This window comes from Ruminococcus bovis, from assembly GCF_005601135.1.
In the GTDB taxonomy this organism is placed as follows: domain Bacteria; phylum Bacillota; class Clostridia; order Oscillospirales; family Acutalibacteraceae; genus Ruminococcoides; species Ruminococcoides bovis.
The window spans coordinates 558,085-575,868 of sequence record NZ_CP039381.1; the positions used below are offsets into that span (position 1 = coordinate 558,085).

Here is a 17,784-nt window from a genome sequence, read left to right on the forward strand (position 1 = left end):
ATCGTCAAGCTCATTTCTGAATACTTGCGTGTTTGTGTTTTTTTAGTGTTCACATTCACTATCCTCAACTTGAGTCATTTAACTCAAAGTCATTTTCGGGTTTCTTGTTCGTTGTTTAATTTTCAAGGTCCGTTGTTCCTTCTGACTGAACTTCTTACTCTCGATTTCTCTTAAGTTTTTCCGTTCCCTCAGCGGAACGTGTTTTATTATACGGCTATTTCGCCTCTTTGTCAACACTTTTTTTCAACTTTTTTTAAAAATTTTTAATTTTTATTTTACAATCCTTTAAAAAGCCCATTCCTATGCCGTTTCTCAGTCTTCTCTTTTTTCATTCTTTTTTGATTTTTCTTTATATAACACTGTATTTAACCTAAAATTAAATAAAAAAGATGAAAAAATATTTTTAAATATAAAAAAGGAGAGCATAACGCTCTCCTTAATAATACTAATTATATATTAGTGATGTTCACCGTGACAATCTACGCAACCCTTTGGTGCTAATAGTTCAGGTTCATAGAAGATACCGTTCTTGTCATAGTAATCCTTAACTGCTGCTTTAACTGCTTCTTCAGCTAGAACTGAGCAGTGAACCTTTACAGGTGGTAGTCCATCAAGAGCTTCAACAACTGCTTTATTAGAAAGTTCAAGAGCCTTGCTGATAGGCTGACCCTTAATCATTTCTGTTGCCATAGAAGATGATGCAATTGCAGATGCACAACCAAATGTGTTGAACTTTACATCTGTAATAATATCATCCTTAACTTTAATATAGATTTTCATAATATCGCCACACTGAGCGTTACCTACTTCACCGATACCGTCAGCGTCTTCAATCTTACCAACATTTCTTGGGTTAGTAAAATGGTCCATAACCTTTTCGCTATAAAGAGCCATTATTTTTCCTCCTTCATCATTCTTTCCCAAACAGGTGACATACCTCTTAGATATGTTACTACTTCAGGAACAACCTTAATAATATGGTCAATCTCTTCTTCAGTATTAAATTCACTAATAGAAAGTCTTAAGCTACCATGAGCAATTTCTACAGGTACACCAATAGCAAGTAGAACATGGCTTGGGTCAAGGCTACCACTTGTACAAGCTGAACCTGAAGATGCCTCAACACCCTTTTGGTCTAGCCATAGCAAGATACCTTCACCTTCGATACCTTCAAAGCACATATTAAGTGTACCTGGAAGATGATGTTCCATATTACCATTGAATCTTGACTTTTCAATACCCTTTAGTCCATCAACTAACTTGTTACGAAGTGAAGTTACATACTTCATATTCTTATCAAGATTTTCAGTTGCTTCAACTAAAGCTGCTGCCATACCAACAATACCGGGCATATTTTCTGTACCGGCTCTCTTCTTTCTTTCCTGAGCACCACCCTCAATAATGTTGGTTAGCAAGATACCCTTTCGAGCATACAAAGCACCAACACCCTTAGGTCCATGGAACTTATGACCACTCATAGAAAGCATATCAATATTCATTTCTTTTACATCAACCGGAATATGTCCAACGGCTTGTACTGCATCTGTGTGGAATAGCACACCTTTTTCGTGACAAATTGCACCAATTTCTTTAATTGGCTGAATTGTACCGATTTCGTTATTTGCAGTCATTATAGTAACAAGACAAGTTTTGTCTGTAATTGCGTTTTTAACATCCTCAGGTTTTACAATACCATCAGAATAAACATCAAGTAAAGTTACTTCAAAGCCTTCTTTTTCAAGAGCCTTTAAAGTATGAAGAATTGCATGGTGTTCAAACTTACTGGAAATAATATGATTTTTACCTTTACGCTTACCCATATAAGCAGCTGAGCGTAATGCTTGGTTATCTGCTTCACTACCACCGGATGTAAAGTAAATTGTTGATGGTTCGGCATTAATACACTTAGCCACCTTTGCTCTAGCATCTTCAAGATATTCTTTAGCCTTTTGGCCAATAGAGTGAAGTGAGCTTGGATTACCGTAAACATCTGCAAACATTGGCATCATAGCATTTAAGGCAGTATCACTAATCTTTGTTGTTGCTGCATTATCAGCATAAACTAACATTGGTTTCACTCTCCTATTTCCTATAAACTTTATAGGAATAAAATAACACATAATTCCTAACATGTCAATAGGAATTATGCGTATATTCTTTATAAAATATTCATTTGTTGTTTTTTATCCGTTAAAACCTGTAATATCCTTAATAACTTCACCGGCAATAATAAGTCCCACCACACTTGGAACGAAAGCTATTGAACCCGGGACAGTTCTTTTATTTGTAACTTCTTCACTTTCCAAAGGCTTTAGTGGTTGTTCCTTAGAATAGACAACCTTTAGCTTTTTGATGCCTCTTTTCTTTAATGCACCACGCATTACTCTTGCTAATGGGTCCATACTTGTTTTGAAAATATCCGTAACTTCAAATGCAGTTGGGTCAAGTTTGTTACCTGCACCCATTGATGAAATTAATTTTACATTATACTCCTTGCATTTTTCTGCCAGACCGATTTTTCCTGATACTGTGTCTATTGCATCAACTACATAGTCAAATCGTCTGAAATCGAAATTCTCAGCATTTTCAGGCAAGAAAAAGCAATCATACTTATTGACAACTGTTGATGGGGAAATATCCTTAATTCTTTCTTCCATAACATCAACTTTCAGCTTACCTACTGTTGAATGAGTTGCAATAATCTGTCTGTTAATATTAGTCAAAGATACAGTATCGTTATCAATAATATCAATTGTACCCACACCACTTCTTGCAAGTGCTTCAACGGTAAAACCACCAACACCACCAACACCAAAAACTGCTACTCTTGAATTCTTTAACTTTTCTAATCCATCAGAACCAATCAAAAGTTCTGTACGGGAATACTGATTTATCATTTTACACCTCTATACAAAGAATGGTCGGACTAAGCCGACCATTACTTTACTCTACTTTACCATTAATTAAATCTTCAATAGTTACACTTTCAAGGTAACTATCAATTACACTATCAAGTTTTTTCCACATTGGAAGAGTAATGCAGTCGTGAGCTTCGTTACACTGAACATCACCACAATTTACACAAGCTACCGGTGCAAGAGAACCTTCACTGGCTTTTAAAATCATACCAACTGTATATTCACCGGTTGGTCGGTTAAGTTTATAACCACCTTTTTTGCCACGCAAAGAGTCAAGCAAACCATGCTTATTTAAATTTGACACGATGCTTTCCAAATATTTCATTGAAATCAATGACCGTTCTGAAATATCTTTTAGGGAAATATATTCATCATTGCCGTTAATAGCAAGGTCAATAATAACTCTAAGTGCATATCTTCCTTTAGTTGAAACTATCACTAAATCACTTTCCTTAAACAGTAAAATTACTGTGCCATTTTAGTTGGTGCTTGTTGTAAGTAAGCCTTTGCACCATCTGTTTTGCCATCAACCTTAAATGCACCGTCTTCCTTAGAAAGTACAAATGTGTTTTCTACATAATCACCTGTAGTTGCATTAGTTGTTGATGCAATATAAACATAGATATATTGGTCACAAGAAACTGTCTGTGTGTAACCTACAATAAATGATTCGTAACCTGCACAAGTATCTTTGTACTGATTATAAATTTCTTCAATTTCAGCATCTGTATAAGCTGATGAGAAGTAAGTCTTGAACTTAGCTAAATCACCCTTAGCACAAGCATCTTCAATATCAGCATAGAAGTTCTGAGCTGTCTGTACTGCTGTAGTATCGTTAGCAGTTGATGACTGAATATAAGAATCAACACTTTGTGCAGTTGTTGGAACTGTTGTAGTAGGAACAGTAGTTGTTTCTTTTGTACTTGGTGCAGTAGTTGTAGCTACTGTAGAAGGAACAGTTGAAGTAGTTGTTGTGTTTCCACTTGGTTTTGAGTTGCTATTACATGATGCAACAAAAATAATAATCAAGCAAATGACAATTACTACCACACAACCACCGGCAACAAACTTCCAAGTGTTGCTTGGTTTATCATCTACATATGTATCACTATAATCTTCTTTTTTCTTTTTCTTAGGCTTTGACTTTTTCTTTGGCTTTTCAAATGAACTTGTAATGTTCTTATCTTCAACAGGAGGTTCTTTTGTAGAAACCTTAGGGATAAAACCTGTATTTGAAGTTGTATAAGAAGAAATATCTTCATATTCATCTTCATGAACTTTCTCTACAGGTGAACCGTTAAAAGCTGCGTTAATCTCTTTTTCAAAAGTTTTTAGATGGTCAGGCATTTCACTGCCATCAATACCCTTTAGGAAGTTAGTCTCTTCACCACAGTTAGGGCAAACCTTGCTGTTTATATCAATATCCTTACCACATTTTTTACAAAACATAAAATCCTCCTTATTCCTCTAGCTTATGCCACCAGTTAGTTGCCGGTTCAACTACATTTCCGTATTCATCATAAGATGTTGTGTTGTAACCTTCCGGAACTTTAATAGCTAACCAAATTGCACCACTGTCTTCAACATAATAGTCAACAACCTTCTGAACATTAGTGTTCCATTCCAGATAATGACTGGAACCTGACTGACTGTGTTGGTCATAGAACAAATCTGTATATGCTGTGAAAGTATAGTTCTTATCTAAGAATTTCTTTGCTACTGATTCAGCCTTAGAACGCTCATCGTTATAAAGCTCTATACTGATATAGAATTCAATATTTTTGTTTTGTTCAGAACCCTCATTCTCAATACCAAAGTAATATTTCTTTTCTTTCTTTAAGTCAGCAGTTAATGTTGTTGTATGGTTCTTACCACTACTGTTTTCATCTGTCTGGGCATTTCCCATTGTACTAAAGTCATTAATCTTTAGATAACCGTCAATTGATGCCTCAACAGTAATTGTATATTTTGCACTTTCATAAGGAACAAAGCTAAATAAATAACCTGCACCGTAACCTGCCTTTGATGTTGTATAAGTTTCTTCATCATTTACTCTTACAGGTGTAACATTAAGTGCTTCACCTTTTTTGTTAGTCGGTGTAAAATTAATGTCATTTTCTGTAGCATAAACCATTGACTGAGAACCGGGTACACCTTGAATATAGCTATTGTTGCTATCTTTCATTATATCTTCACCGATAGCAGTAACTGTTTCAGGAATAAAAATATCAGAAAGTTTATTACAAGAAGCAAAAGCCTTGTCACCGATTTCTGTTATACCGTCTTGCAACTTAATATAATGAAGTGACTTACAATTAAAGAAAGCTCTTTCGCCTATTCGTTTAAGTGTACTTGGCAAAGTAACAGACTTAATGTCACTTTCGGCAAAAGCCATATCTGCAATACTTACAACGGACTTACCGTTTATTGTGTCGGGAATTTCAATTGTAGCATCACTGCTCTTTGTACCGGTGATTTCAACACCACCATCAACACTTGAATATTTATAATTTGTATCGGAAAATACATGGATAATGCCCTCTTTATCAAGGAACATTACACCACCACCTAAGATACAGATTATTAAAATAATAATCAAAACAGGCTTAAATACTTTCCACTTTTTATTTTCATGATATTCGTCATCATCAAACATATCGTCACTGTAGTAGTTTTCAAGATAACTATCATCTTCATCATACTCCAGCTTAGGTCCTGTATAAGAAGAGTGACCATATGTATTTTTGTAAGCAGAATGTTTACTGCTATAGTCTGCAAGTTGTTTTTTGGTATTATTAATAGCTATAATCTTTTCATCTTCAGATATAACATAGCCACAACCTTTACAACTATTAAAAGAATTGCCGTTTTCACGAGAACATTTCGGACAAATCCACAAAGAAAATCACCTTCTCCTTATCTATAATAATCTGCCTTATAATTATTCCACAATTCTTCTACTTTAGAAGTGGAATTTTCTTCCTTTGCCTTAGAGATTGGCTCAATGTATTCATTAAACATCTTCTTTGTTCTTTCAAAGAAGTAGTGCTTTAAGTCCTTAAAATCATCAAAGCCAAATGCAACAATCATAATAGCAAAGTCGTCTTTTGCAAATTCACCAACAAGTCTTCTTAGTAAACTTTCCCACTGAGCAACATTCTTAGCTCTGTTAAGTGTATAAAGCAAAGCATACTCAAATTCCATTGGTGTTGCAAAGCTACCATAAGCACCGTCTGTTGCAGTAACTAAAATAGTAGGTGCATCTGTTCTGACTGTTTTTATATTAATCTTAAAGTCAGTTTCAGCATTTACAAGGTTAATAACTCTTGGTTTCTTGGTTTCATCAATAGGACTAATCTGTTCAACAACATCATCCTCTGTAATCTGACAAAGACCGTTTTTGTCTAGGAAATAACCTCTGCTGTTACCTGCCCAAAGATACTCAAACATAATGCTGTCTTTCTTGCTATAATCACAAGCAATAATACTTGCAGTTGTTGGTACTAAAGCAGTATCCTGATTATCGGCAAAGTTCTTCTTTACCTTATCAATATATTTCTTTAAGTCGGAAGTCAGCTTAATGCTATCCATCTCACTAAAAGTAAAGTTACCGTTTTGGAACATTTTTATTGTGCTTTCTGCTGCCAATCTACTGGCAATATAGCCACCGGTTCTTGTGCCTAACTTTGAATATGTAGTTGAGTCCATTTCTCCAAAGCCATCAAATACACCGATAAAACCACCATTGTCGTTAAAGCAATAGCTATAGCTGTCTTCATCTCTGCCTTCACTGCCACGACCTGTAACAGCTAGGGCAATGTTTAATTTTCTAATGCCCATTTTTACATCCTTATAATTCTCCATAAATACCTCTGCCCTAAAATACAATCTTATTTTCTATATATCTACAATATCAAACATATTTTGCATATAAATTCATTATACAAAAACTAGTTTATTTCATCAATGATTATGACTATTTTGTAATAATAAAAAAGTTAACAAGAAAATACATAAGTTGTACTAACTTGTTAACTCCTCTAATTCACACACAATAACTGTAATGTTGTCGTTACTTCCTTGTCCTAATGCTTGGGAAACCAAAATATCCGATGCATCAGTTACCGACTGTGCTACATGACAAAGAACCCCTACTTCTTCATCATTAAGTTTTTCCGTTAAGCCATCGGAACAAATAATATATCTGTCACCGTTACAATACTCCTCTGTTGAAAGTGCCGGTGAAAATTCCTTTTCTTCTTCACCCATACCAACATACTGAGTAATAATATTCTTGAAAGACTTAAGTTCTTCCGGCAACACATGGTCAACAGACAACTGTTCTATCTTTCCGTTTCGCACTTTATAAATTCTTGAGTCACCAACATTGCCTATAGAAATTTCATTCTTTCCAAAGACAATTCCGGCAAATGTTGTACCCATATGCTCAAGCTGATTTTCTTCAGCATAAGTATGAACCTTGTTGTTCATTTCCTTTGCACATTCAAGGATATGGTCTGAAAGGCTTTTGCTTTCGTCCCCAAAGTTATAATTCCTTGCAACATCAGTAGCCATTGAAGAAGCAACCTCACCTTGCTCTCCACCACCCATACCGTCAAAGACAGCTAGGATTTTACTATCGTCACTGAGGATTTCTCCATAATAAGAGAAATCTTCTTCATCATTTATATCTCTTGAATGTCCGTCACAAAGCAAATTATCTTCATTATTTTTACGAACATTTCCTGTTGTACTCATTGCGTGATATTTAATTCTGTAATGCTTATTTTCCATATAATCACCGCAAAATCCCTATTGTTTTACAACATTATAACACATCAACAACAAAATTGCAACCTACCCACTAAAACACAAAAAAGCAGTTCCTTTTTTGTAGAAACTGCTCAATTGAAATATTTACTGTTTACATTATATAATCAGCAACTGCCTTACCTACATCATCGCCTAAAACTGAACGAAGAACAAATGAAACTGAGGTTTTGAAGATACCGTTTATAGAGTCCTTAAACTCTGCACCATTTGACTGTGCCTTTGATTTATCCACCTTAATGTCACTTACATTAGGAGTATCGCTAATGAGCAGTTCACCGTAAAGAGTGCTTTTGTTACCGATTGAAAGGTATTTCTTGTCACCCTTTGTAAATGTACCGATATTTGTGTTGTCATTTACTCTGTTTACAATTTCATTGTCATAGTAATAAACCTTATACACAATGTCCTTGTCCTTTTTATTAGCAAGATTCTTTGCGTTATTCTCTAAAGTTTCAGCAATAGCTTTAGGGTCAAACTTATCACTTTTACCACCTAGCACATTGTAGTAAATATACTTAGTAACCTTCTGAGTTTCCTCATCGGTTTTTATTTTATCTGCAACACTTGAAAGAATATTAGCAAACAGTTTGTTGTTAAAAGTAAAGGTAGTTACATCACATTCCATACCCTTAAATTCTTCTGTACTTTCCTTAATAAAACCATCTTCGATTTTACCTGAGATACATTCCTTTGAGAATGTATATGCCCACTTTGCAAGTTCGATTTTACCTACTTCATAATCCTCTTTATTTACAGTAGCAGGTACTGTTGTTGAAGTAGCAATTGTGGTTGTAGTTGTAGCAGTAGTTTTCTTTTTATTATTTTTGTTACTTGATGAACTTTTCTTTTTAGGGGCTTTTTCCTTAAGATTTATAACATAAGGTTCACCCTCATTAATTGAAGAAGAAAGGTAGTTACCGTCAATAAGCAACTCATAATCCATAATGTTGAAAACATTAAACTCTGCCTTTAGCTTATCCTTTTCAACTGACCTTTCAACATCAACTGCAATGTCGGAAGAATCAGCACCTGTAAAAGAAAGAATAGATTTATAATCCTGACCTAAAGCAAGGTTGCCTTTTACAGAAAAGTCTTCACTTGCAATAGCAGAAATATTCATACCTTCTTTGTAAACATAATAATTTACCGGACCTAAAATTGCTTTTAGAATTTGGTTTCTTAACGCGTAGCAAGTAACACCACCACCAATAATCAGCACCAAAACAACAATTAAAATAATACCTGCCGGTCTCTTAAAGAAAGGCTTTTTAGTTTTCTTTTTCTTAGGAACTTTTTCCACATTTTCTTCATCAAATGTGAAAAAGTCCTTTTCAGTTTTATTTTCTTCCATACCTAAACCTACTTCCATAATTCTGTTTACAATATATAACATATTTCTGCATTAGTCAATAAAAGCATTATACTTTATTTTATCCCATTAATTATAAAATTTAAGATTATTTCTCTATGGTTATAAGAAATCCTCCCCATTACGGAGAGGATTTCAAGAAAGGGTATGAGAACGATTATTATCTCTTGTACGCTAATTTATTTGCATATCTATAAGTATTTTTATTTAATTATTTCACATAAATATTTCAATAAAATTATCTTACTTATTCTATGCTTTGTGCTGACCTTCTATTAGGTCTTCTATATATAATACTTTTCAACTCAACAAAAGGTTGCAAAATTTTCAATTTTTATTTTTAGTTTTTCAATTTTGATTGTGGGTAAAGGCTAGAATAATAAATTAGGGTTTGTGGGGATGATTATGTAATATAGGTTAATTACATAGTAATCGAATAATTCATCTAATTTATAGTTTTTCCCTCCTTCAGTCGATTTATAAAAGGTAAATTGCCGTACCGTCAATTTACAATCGACAGCTTCCTCGTCTGAGGAAGCCAAACATAATATGTACAAATTTAAAAAATGTACATACCTTGTAGCCTCCCTCGCTGAGGGAGGTGGCTTTGCGTATGCAAAGACGGAAGGAGTGATTGATATTTTAAACTTGTTTAAAATATCATCATAGCTGAAACTTTCCTCTATTTCTAACTATAAAATATAAGAAAAATTATGAGTTACAGGTGTAGGGGACATCATTGATGTCCCGTAACAAATTTTCCTAAATAAATGTATTATGCCCTATGTAGATATTATAAATATTTAGTCTGTAAACAGGACAATAATCCCATAGGTATCACACTTTTTTACGGGCGAACACTGTTCGCCCCTACATCTGTAAGCCATAATATGATATAAAAATCGGTACAGTTTATGCTACAAAATAATGTTGTATTATGAATTGTGCAATAATTTGGTATACAAGAGAGAAAGGACATAGTATACACTTTTTAGTATTTAAACATCACCACAAACCCCAATTCATCTAACCAACCTTTACCCACAGACAAAATTTAAAAAATAAAACCATAATAAAAAACCAAAAAACAAAATATTAAAATTAACACAATTACAACTAAAAAATAGCATTATACAGTATCACTTGAAAATTGAGAAAATGGGGTATATAATGTGTTCTGCTAAAAATGAGAAAAGAAAATAATTTCGTACAATGGGGTAGGAAAATGAAGAATGTAGTTGTTGATAAGTTAACAGCAGATAATGTTTATGAACTGTATTTATCGGTAGATTGGTCAGGACTTTACAAGTCACAAATTCAGCAAAAACTTGCTAACACAAACCACACCTTTACTATATATGAGGGCAACAGGCTTGTTGGTATGGCAAGGATTGTTGGCAATACTCATACAGTATGTTATCTAAAGGATTTTATCATTAAGCCGGAATATCAACATGAGGGTTACGGTAACTTTTTGATGAACTTTATTTTGAATTATATTAAGGAACACAATTCAAAGGATAAACATTCTAAGGTATGTGTTTTTTCTTCAAAGGGGAAGGAAAAATTTTATGAGAAATGTGGTTTCCGTTTTGTTTCGGGAAAACACAGTCACGAGGAATTGTATCAAATAAGAGTGTAGTATTTTTGGGAACTGTTTTGCAGTTCCTTTTTTATTTTCATTTAACTTCCATTTAACTTTTACTTAATTGTAAATACTTGACATTTTATATTATTATTTTATAATTATTTACGGAAAGAGAAAATTTTATAAAAGGTGATTTTATGGAGAAGAAAAGAATTATCAAAACCTCAGGTCTGTTTATTCTGCTTTGTGTAGTGGCATTTTGTGCTGAATTCTACTATGCTAACAACACAAAGAATATTATACTTCCTGAGAAAAGCGAGATTTATACTGTTACAGTAACAAATGGTACTAATGGTAACACAACAACAGTTGAAGAAAGTAACATCAATAAAATCTACAATGATTTGAAAAATATTTCTTTAACTAAAGTTGATAATGAAGACTTAAGTGGTTGGAATTATGCAGTTGACATTGAGACTAACAACGATACTGATGTACACTTAGTTTTTGTTTCTGACAAGTTACTACAGTACAACAACAATACTTATAAAATTAACGGTACATCAGTACTGGAGAATTTTACAAATTGCTAATAACTATTAATTTTAAGTAGTGCTATTTTTTATGGCACTACTTTTTTATTATCATTTTTGCATTTTACCCTACTTAAAATGCAATTTACCTAGATTTTATTGAATTATAAAAGAATTAATGGTACAGTAAAATCACAGAAAGGAGATAAAAAATGAAGTTAAGTATTTTTAAAAATCCAAAATTTTCTGAACCGGAAGTTATACTGAATTATTCCGAAGAAACCGAAGAAGTAAACAAACTGATTGAAACACTGAATTCACTTAATAATACAATTCAATGTTTCAAAAACAACAGTAATTTTAATATAAAGCTAAATGATATTTATTACTTTGAAAGTGTTGACGAAAGGTCATATGTATATACAAAAGACAATGTGTATGAATGTAAAGAAAAGCTATACACAATAGAAGAAACTTTCAAAAACACTTCCATTGTAAGGGTAAGTAAAAGTTGTATTCTCAATATAACAAAGCTAAAAAGTGTCAGACCCTTTATTAACGGTAAGTTTGAGGCTACTATGCTTAGTGATGAAAAAATAATAATCAACCGTCACTATGTTTCTGCTTTTAAGAAAAAGTTTAATATTTAGGAGGTTACTTATGTTAAATAGAATCAAACATTATTTTACACTTGACTGTGTAATTTTCACTATTATGACTGTAGTTTTGTCCATTGTTTATTATTTTGCAACTTGGGACAGTACAGTAAAAACAATTACAGTAGAGGGACTTTTCAAAACTTTTGGAACAATGGTATTCAGCTACTTTACAGTTACAACTGTTATGGCATTTCTGTTTATGATTTTGGAAAAGCATATAAACGAAAATGGATATATAGGTCATCTAATATCAATGGCAATTGTACTTTCTTGTGTATATGGACTTGGTGGTGGAGTATTTGACTGGTTTCCGATTTTTTCGATTTGGTCACTATATACTTTCATAGTAATTGTAATTGTATACACAATTGTGTTTTTCACAATGTTTCACAAAAATGTTGAAGACAGTAACAAAATCAATGAAAAGCTAAAGAAAATGCAGGAGAAAAACAATGAGTAATATTATTGAAATTAAAAATCTGAAGAAATCCTACAAAGATGTTAAGGCAGTTAAAGGCATTGACTTTTATGTTGAAGAAGGAAAACTCTTTGCATTACTTGGACCTAACGGTGCAGGTAAAAGCACAACTATTGATATGATTTGTACTGCACTAAAACCTGACAGTGGCAGTATTACTGTTGACGGTAAAGAAGTCGGCAAAGGTGACAATGCTATTCGTAAAGAAATCGGCATTGTGTTTCAAGATAATTTCCTTGACCCTATACTAACAGTTGGTGAGAACATTTCAATCAGAGGCAGTTTTTACGGACTAAAGGGAAATGAACTGAAAAATGCAGTAAAGAAAGTTTGTGAAACTGTTGGTATTACCGACTTAATGAAACGACCTTACGGTAAACTTTCAGGTGGTCAAAGAAGAAGAGCTGACATTGCAAGGGCATTGGTTAACACTCCAAAAATTCTATTTCTTGATGAACCTACAACAGGTCTTGACCCACAATCTAGGCAAAATGTTTGGCAGATGATTACCAAGTTACAGAAAGAAAACAATATGACAGTTTTCTTAACTACCCACTATATGGAAGAAGTTACTGATGCAGACTATGTTATAGTAATTGACAGTGGTGAAATTGTAGCAAAAGGCACACCGGCTACATTAAAAGAAAAATATGCAAAGAACTACTTGCACATTACACCTAAAGACAAAGAAAAAATAGTTAAAACTTTAAAATACAACAACATTGACTTTACGGTAATTGCTGATGTATATACTGTTGATATAGATAAAACAGAAGATGCTTTGCCTATTATTGATTTGGTTAGGGATAACATAGAAAGTTTTGAAGTTATCAAAGGTACAATGGATGATGCCTTTATTGGAATTACAGGTAAGGAGATTAGAAAATGAAAGGTTTAGTAATTAGAAATTTAAAGTTATATTTCAAAGACAAAGGTGCAGTATTTTTCTCTTTACTTGGTGTACTGATTGTTATAGGATTGTACATTCTTTTCTTAGGAGATACATTTACAGATGGTCTAAAAGAATTTTACAAAGCTGAAAACATAATGAGTGGCTGGATAATGGCTGGGTTACTTGCTATTACATCACTAACCACAACAATGGGTGCATTCTCTACAATGATACAAGACAAAGAGAAAAAGATTTTCAAAGATTTTTACTGTGCACCAATCAGCAGAAGTGCTTTATCTCTTGGTTACATAATCAGCTCAGTAATAATCGGTTTACTGATGACATTACTTGTATTTGTTATTGCTATTATTTATCTTGCAGTTAACAACATTATAGTTATTTCATTTACAATGATTTTAAAGTTAATAGGAGTTTTCCTACTTAACACTTGTTCAAATACTGCAATGGCACTTTTCATTGTTTCACTAATAAGTACAGAAAAAACTTTTAGTGCAGTTTCCGGTATTACCTCAGCATTAATCGGTTTTATAACCGGTATTTATCTGCCTGTAGGTCAGTTACCTGAATATGTACAGTACATTGTTAAGTGTTTCCCTACTTCACACGGTGCAGTTTTATTCCGTCAAGTTTTAATGGAAGATGCACTTAATAAAGGTGTATCAAAAATGCCTACCGAGGCAAAGGCAGTTGCCCTAAAGGAAGTGAAAAACATCCTAGGTGTTATCTTTAAATTCGGTGATACAGAATGTACAACCTTAGTAAGTGTCCTTGTTCTTGTTGTGTCATTAGTCCTATTCTCTGCCCTATCAATCTGGAATATTAATCGTAAAAAAGCAGTTTGAGATTTTTGATTTTCTATTTTCAAATAAAATTGTGCTAATCTGTAAATTAGGGTTTGTGGAGATGTTGTATTATAAAAAATGTAAACTATGTGCTTGTATAAACTGTAAATTATGTGATTGCACAATTAATAATATAACAATATTTTGTAGCATAAACAGTACCGATTTTTATATCATATTATGGCTCACAGTTGTAGGGGCGAACAGTGTTCGCCCGTTTAATAGTAAAATGTTTTATGTAACTTAGTCCTATGTAGAAACTAAAAATTATAACTTACCATATAGGGCAAAGTACCTATATAAAGGTTAGTTTGTAACGGGACATCAATGATGTCCCCTACACCTGTAACTCATAATTTTTCTTATATTTTATAGTTAGAAATAGAGGAAAGTTTCAGCTATGATGATATTTTAAACAAGTTTAAAATATCAATCACTCCTTCCGTCTTTGCATACGCAAAGCCACCTCCCTCAGCGAGGGAGGCTACAAGGTATGTACATTTTTTAAATTTGTACATATTATGTTTGGCTTCCTCAGACGAGGAAGCTGTCGATTGTAAATTGACGGTACGGCAATTTACCTTTTATAAATCGACTGAAGGAGGGAAAAAACTATAAATTAGATGAATTATTCGATTACTATGTAATTAACCTATATTACATAATCATCCCCACAAACCCAAATTTGTTGAATTGTTTTTAGATTAGCATAATCAAAATTGAAAAAACTAAATTTATTTAACTAACCTTTACGCACAATAAGAATTAAAAAAACAAACGCAAAAACACCCACCAAAACGGTGGGTGTAATTTTATGTTTCATTAAAAAACTAAGATTTAAATGCCCTCAAGGGATTTATTAAGGAATGCTTTAGTTTTCTCTGACTTAGGATTATCAAATACTTCTTCAGGTGTACCGAATTCTTCAATAACACCGTCAGCCATAAAGATAACCTTATCGGAAATATTCTTTGCAAAGCTCATTTCGTGAGTAACAACAATCATTGTGTTGTCTGTACTTTTAAGACCTTGAATAACCTTTAGCACTTCACCGGTAAGTTCAGGGTCAAGTGCTGATGTTGGTTCATCAAAACAAAGAATATCAGGATTCATTGCCAATGCTCTGGCAATTGCAACTCTCTGTTGTTGTCCACCGGAAAGCTGACAAGGATAATGCTCTATTCTATCTGTTAGTCCAACTGTTTCAATTAATTCTCTACCATGCTTTTCAATGTTTTCCGGAGTGTCAATCTTCATTAGTGATGGTGCAAGAGTAACATTCTTTAGAACATTGTACTGTGGAAATAGGTTAAAGTTTTGGAATACAAGACCAAAGTGCAGTCTGTTCTTTCTGATTTCATCTTCCTTATATTTTTTGTTCTTTGAACCGTCAAAAATTTCTTTACCATTTACAGAAATAGTACCATTCTCAGCAGTTTCTAGGAAGTTAAGGCATCTTAGTAAAGTTGTCTTACCACTACCTGATGAACCGATAATAGAAAGTACTTCACCCTTTTCAAGTGAAAAGTCAATACCTTTTAGAACCTCTGTTTTACCAAAACTTTTTCTTAAATTTTTTACTTCTAATATAGCCATAGTTAACTCCTGAAGTAACTTAGTTTTTTCTCAATAAAGTTAAAGAGAATTGTAAGTAGTCCTGAGAAAATCAAGTAGAAAGCACCTGTATAGAATAGTGGCCAAATTAGACCATCAGTTTTGATATATACCTGTGCAGTCCAAATAATTTCATATACTGCAATAATTCTTGCAAGAGAAGTATCCTTTACAAGAGTAATGATTTCGTTACTCATTGGTGGCACAATTCTCTTGATAACCTGTAGTAACACAATCTTAAAGAAAATTTGTGTTTTTGTCATACCAAGAACTTGACCTGCCTCATACTGACCCTTTGAAATTGACTCAATACCACCTCTGTAAATTTCTGAGAAGTAGCAAGAATAGTTAATTACAAATGCAAGTAGTGCTGCTGAAAATCTTGGTAGCAGTCCTGTATTTAGGATAAGACCGGGACCGTAATATACAATTATTAATTGAAGTAGTAGTGGTGTACCTCTGATAATCCAAACGAAGGTACGAACCAACCACCTTAGTGGTTTGAACTTACTCATTGAGCCAAAACAGATTATTAAGCCAAGTGGTAGTGAAAATAAAAGTGTCAATCCAAATAGCTGAAGTGTAGACAAAAATCCGTTTAATAGGTCAAGAGTGATAGATAGAAAATCGCTCATTTATTTATCATTCCTTATGTATTACTTACAAAGTGCAACATTATATTTCTTAGATAGCTTTTCAAGTGTGCCATCCTTAGTTAAGTCCTTAATGTACTGATTGAACTTTTCTGTCATATCAGATTTCTTACGGAAACCAACACCGTATTCTTCCTTAGTTAGAGATAGGCTGTGACCAAGTGTTTCATAGCTTGTACCCTTACCTGTCATAGCGTCAGCCATTGTGCTGTCAATAATACAAGCATCAACAGAACCTGACTTAACTTCTAGAAGTGTATCACTCTGTGCTGATACAGGAGTATACTTTAGGTTGTTATCCTTAGCAGCAGCTTCACCTGCAGAACCTGATTCAACTGCAAACTTTAGCTTTGAAAGTGACTTAACATCCTTGTACTTGTTAAGTTCATCCTTCTTCATAACAACAACCTGTTCATTCTTAGCATAAGCATCAGTAACACTTGTGTTCTTCTTAACTTCATTTGTGATTGTCATACCGTTCCAAGCACAGTCAATTGACTTTGTGTTAAGTTCCATAAACTTGTTATCCCAGTCGATTTCAATAAACTTAACCTTAACGCCCATTTTCTTACCGACAGCCTGAGCAAATTCTGTATCAAAACCTGTCCAGTTGCCCTTATCGTCTTTATAGTTCATTGGAGCATAGTCTGTAATACCTACAACCAATTCACCCTTATCCTTGATGTATTCATAGTCAGAGCTTGAACTGCCACAAGCAGTAACAAGCACAGCCATAACTGCACATAATACTAATGCTAATACTTTTTTCATTGTTGTACCCTCTTTTACTTTTTTATTTTTTATTGTTGGAAACCATTTTCTTATATCTTCTATTATTAATTGCCAACAAAGTACCTAAGCCTAAAACTAAAAATGCAAATAACTTTTTCATAATAATACTTCCTTTACAAATTCATTTCAAACTTACCTACCTATTTTACTTTATTTCGCTAAACTTGTAAAGTGGTAATTTAGCAAAATTTAAAGAATTAGGTCACTTCTTTTTTACATCACATACAAAAATTACGGAAAATTCTTTCATTTTTATGATGTTGTTTTATTTGTAAAAGAATATTGTGCCTGTATACCCTATTGAATTAGTTTTTTTAATTCTTGTAAATAAAAACCGGTTTTATAAATTTGGGTTTTTCAATTTTGTCTGTTGGTAAAGTTGAGAATGATAAATTAGGGTTTGTGGGGATGTAGTATTGTAAAAAATGTAAACTATGTCATTGTATGAACTGTAAATTATGTGGTTACACAATTTATATTATAACGATATTTTGTAGTATAAGCAGTATCAATTTTTATATCATATTATGGCTCACAGTCGTAGGGGCGAACATCGTTCGCCCGTTAAAAAAGTGTGATACCTATGGGATTT

At 33.2% G+C, this 17,784-nt stretch carries 18 protein-coding genes; 6 read left to right on the top strand and 12 right to left on the bottom strand.

All coding sequences use genetic code 11. From position 1 onward, the window contains the following. Positions 1 to 456: 456 nt before the first annotated feature. From nifU to E5Z56_RS02745, 9 genes are all read right to left on the bottom strand, one after another. The gene (gene nifU / locus E5Z56_RS02705; RefSeq protein ID WP_138156407.1) at positions 457 to 894 is read right to left on the bottom strand and encodes a Fe-S cluster assembly scaffold protein NifU; all 438 of its coding nucleotides are present in this window, start codon (positions 892 to 894) and stop codon (positions 457 to 459) included. Beyond that, complete coding sequence (gene nifS, locus E5Z56_RS02710) at positions 894 to 2,069, bottom strand: cysteine desulfurase NifS (protein ID WP_138156408.1); 1,176 nt, start codon at positions 2,067 to 2,069, stop codon at positions 894 to 896. Before nifS ends, nifU begins: the two co-directional genes overlap by 1 nt. Before the next feature lie 114 nt (positions 2,070 to 2,183). Then, positions 2,184 to 2,897 (bottom strand): tRNA threonylcarbamoyladenosine dehydratase, encoded by a 714-nt coding sequence (locus tag E5Z56_RS02715; protein ID WP_138156409.1) that lies wholly within the window; start codon positions 2,895 to 2,897, stop codon positions 2,184 to 2,186. Between the two features lie 46 nt (positions 2,898 to 2,943). After that, on the bottom strand, positions 2,944 to 3,357 hold the full coding sequence (locus E5Z56_RS02720; RefSeq protein ID WP_022505361.1) for an RrF2 family transcriptional regulator: 414 nt from the start codon (positions 3,355 to 3,357) through the stop codon (positions 2,944 to 2,946). A gap of 26 nt (positions 3,358 to 3,383) precedes the next feature. After that, the gene (locus tag E5Z56_RS02725; protein ID WP_138156410.1) at positions 3,384 to 4,367 is read right to left on the bottom strand and encodes a zinc ribbon domain-containing protein; all 984 of its coding nucleotides are present in this window, start codon (positions 4,365 to 4,367) and stop codon (positions 3,384 to 3,386) included. A 10-nt stretch (positions 4,368 to 4,377) separates the two neighbouring features. After that, positions 4,378 to 5,817: a leucine-rich repeat domain-containing protein gene (locus tag E5Z56_RS02730; RefSeq protein WP_138156411.1), complete on the bottom strand. Its 1,440-nt coding sequence runs from the start codon at positions 5,815 to 5,817 to the stop codon at positions 4,378 to 4,380. Positions 5,818 to 5,834: 17 nt separating this feature from the next. Beyond that, positions 5,835 to 6,782, bottom strand: coding sequence for a hypothetical protein (locus tag E5Z56_RS02735; RefSeq protein WP_138156412.1), 948 nt, complete (start codon positions 6,780 to 6,782; stop codon positions 5,835 to 5,837). Between the two features lie 159 nt (positions 6,783 to 6,941). Then, positions 6,942 to 7,712, bottom strand: coding sequence for a PP2C family protein-serine/threonine phosphatase (locus tag E5Z56_RS02740; RefSeq protein WP_138156413.1), 771 nt, complete (start codon positions 7,710 to 7,712; stop codon positions 6,942 to 6,944). 130 nt (positions 7,713 to 7,842) lie between these two features. Continuing rightward, entirely contained in the window at positions 7,843 to 9,144 is a 1,302-nt protein-coding gene (locus E5Z56_RS02745) for a hypothetical protein (protein ID WP_138156414.1), read from the bottom strand. A 1,201-nt stretch (positions 9,145 to 10,345) separates the two neighbouring features. Here E5Z56_RS02745 and E5Z56_RS02750 point away from each other — a divergent pair. From E5Z56_RS02750 to E5Z56_RS02775, 6 genes are all read left to right on the top strand, one after another. Next, the gene (locus tag E5Z56_RS02750; protein ID WP_175405356.1) at positions 10,346 to 10,762 is read left to right on the top strand and encodes a GNAT family N-acetyltransferase; all 417 of its coding nucleotides are present in this window, start codon (positions 10,346 to 10,348) and stop codon (positions 10,760 to 10,762) included. A 143-nt stretch (positions 10,763 to 10,905) separates the two neighbouring features. Next, positions 10,906 to 11,301: a hypothetical protein gene (locus E5Z56_RS02755; RefSeq protein ID WP_138156416.1), complete on the top strand. Its 396-nt coding sequence runs from the start codon at positions 10,906 to 10,908 to the stop codon at positions 11,299 to 11,301. A gap of 152 nt (positions 11,302 to 11,453) precedes the next feature. Beyond that, positions 11,454 to 11,891: a LytTR family DNA-binding domain-containing protein gene (locus E5Z56_RS02760; RefSeq protein WP_138156417.1), complete on the top strand. Its 438-nt coding sequence runs from the start codon at positions 11,454 to 11,456 to the stop codon at positions 11,889 to 11,891. 10 nt (positions 11,892 to 11,901) lie between these two features. Further along, complete coding sequence (locus tag E5Z56_RS02765) at positions 11,902 to 12,360, top strand: DUF3021 family protein (protein WP_175405357.1); 459 nt, start codon at positions 11,902 to 11,904, stop codon at positions 12,358 to 12,360. Beyond that, positions 12,353 to 13,267 carry an ABC transporter ATP-binding protein gene (locus tag E5Z56_RS02770; protein WP_138156419.1) on the top strand — a complete coding sequence of 305 codons (915 nt, stop codon included), beginning with the start codon at positions 12,353 to 12,355 and terminating at the stop codon, positions 13,265 to 13,267. Before E5Z56_RS02765 ends, E5Z56_RS02770 begins: the two co-directional genes overlap by 8 nt. After that, positions 13,264 to 14,133, top strand: a complete 870-nt coding sequence (locus tag E5Z56_RS02775; protein ID WP_138156420.1) for an ABC transporter permease — start codon at positions 13,264 to 13,266, stop codon at positions 14,131 to 14,133. The genes E5Z56_RS02770 and E5Z56_RS02775 overlap by 4 nt, the downstream gene beginning before the upstream one ends. An 837-nt stretch (positions 14,134 to 14,970) precedes the next feature. On the opposite strand, the gene E5Z56_RS02780 is transcribed toward E5Z56_RS02775, so the two are convergent. From E5Z56_RS02780 to E5Z56_RS02790, 3 genes are read right to left on the bottom strand one after another with little or no spacing between them, the layout of a single operon-like run. Continuing rightward, entirely contained in the window at positions 14,971 to 15,729 is a 759-nt protein-coding gene (locus E5Z56_RS02780) for an amino acid ABC transporter ATP-binding protein (RefSeq protein ID WP_138156421.1), read from the bottom strand. Between the two features lie 2 nt (positions 15,730 to 15,731). Next, positions 15,732 to 16,382 (bottom strand): amino acid ABC transporter permease, encoded by a 651-nt coding sequence (locus tag E5Z56_RS02785; RefSeq protein ID WP_022505840.1) that lies wholly within the window; start codon positions 16,380 to 16,382, stop codon positions 15,732 to 15,734. Positions 16,383 to 16,403: 21 nt separating this feature from the next. Beyond that, entirely contained in the window at positions 16,404 to 17,171 is a 768-nt protein-coding gene (locus E5Z56_RS02790) for a transporter substrate-binding domain-containing protein (protein ID WP_138156422.1), read from the bottom strand. Positions 17,172 to 17,784 lie beyond the last annotated feature (613 nt).

Excerpts from the sequence above, each read along its gene's own strand:
- E5Z56_RS02745 (WP_138156414.1), bottom strand. The coding sequence starts at position 9,144 with ATGTTATATATTGTAAACAGAATTATGGAAGTAGGTTTAGGTATGGAA.
- nifS (WP_138156408.1), bottom strand. The coding sequence starts at position 2,069 with ATGTTAGTTTATGCTGATAATGCAGCAACAACAAAGATTAGTGATACT.
- E5Z56_RS02715 (WP_138156409.1), bottom strand. The coding sequence starts at position 2,897 with ATGATAAATCAGTATTCCCGTACAGAACTTTTGATTGGTTCTGATGGA.
- E5Z56_RS02780 (WP_138156421.1), bottom strand. The coding sequence starts at position 15,729 with ATGGCTATATTAGAAGTAAAAAATTTAAGAAAAAGTTTTGGTAAAACA.
- E5Z56_RS02785 (WP_022505840.1), bottom strand. The coding sequence starts at position 16,382 with ATGAGCGATTTTCTATCTATCACTCTTGACCTATTAAACGGATTTTTG.
- E5Z56_RS02735 (WP_138156412.1), bottom strand. The coding sequence starts at position 6,782 with ATGGAGAATTATAAGGATGTAAAAATGGGCATTAGAAAATTAAACATT.
- E5Z56_RS02740 (WP_138156413.1), bottom strand. The coding sequence starts at position 7,712 with ATGGAAAATAAGCATTACAGAATTAAATATCACGCAATGAGTACAACA.
- E5Z56_RS02725 (WP_138156410.1), bottom strand. The coding sequence starts at position 4,367 with ATGTTTTGTAAAAAATGTGGTAAGGATATTGATATAAACAGCAAGGTT.
- E5Z56_RS02760 (WP_138156417.1), top strand. The coding sequence starts at position 11,454 with ATGAAGTTAAGTATTTTTAAAAATCCAAAATTTTCTGAACCGGAAGTT.
- E5Z56_RS02755 (WP_138156416.1), top strand. The coding sequence starts at position 10,906 with ATGGAGAAGAAAAGAATTATCAAAACCTCAGGTCTGTTTATTCTGCTT.
- E5Z56_RS02770 (WP_138156419.1), top strand. The coding sequence starts at position 12,353 with ATGAGTAATATTATTGAAATTAAAAATCTGAAGAAATCCTACAAAGAT.
- E5Z56_RS02750 (WP_175405356.1), top strand. The coding sequence starts at position 10,346 with ATGAAGAATGTAGTTGTTGATAAGTTAACAGCAGATAATGTTTATGAA.
- nifU (WP_138156407.1), bottom strand. The coding sequence starts at position 894 with ATGGCTCTTTATAGCGAAAAGGTTATGGACCATTTTACTAACCCAAGA.
- E5Z56_RS02775 (WP_138156420.1), top strand. The coding sequence starts at position 13,264 with ATGAAAGGTTTAGTAATTAGAAATTTAAAGTTATATTTCAAAGACAAA.
- E5Z56_RS02765 (WP_175405357.1), top strand. The coding sequence starts at position 11,902 with ATGTTAAATAGAATCAAACATTATTTTACACTTGACTGTGTAATTTTC.
- E5Z56_RS02790 (WP_138156422.1), bottom strand. The coding sequence starts at position 17,171 with ATGAAAAAAGTATTAGCATTAGTATTATGTGCAGTTATGGCTGTGCTT.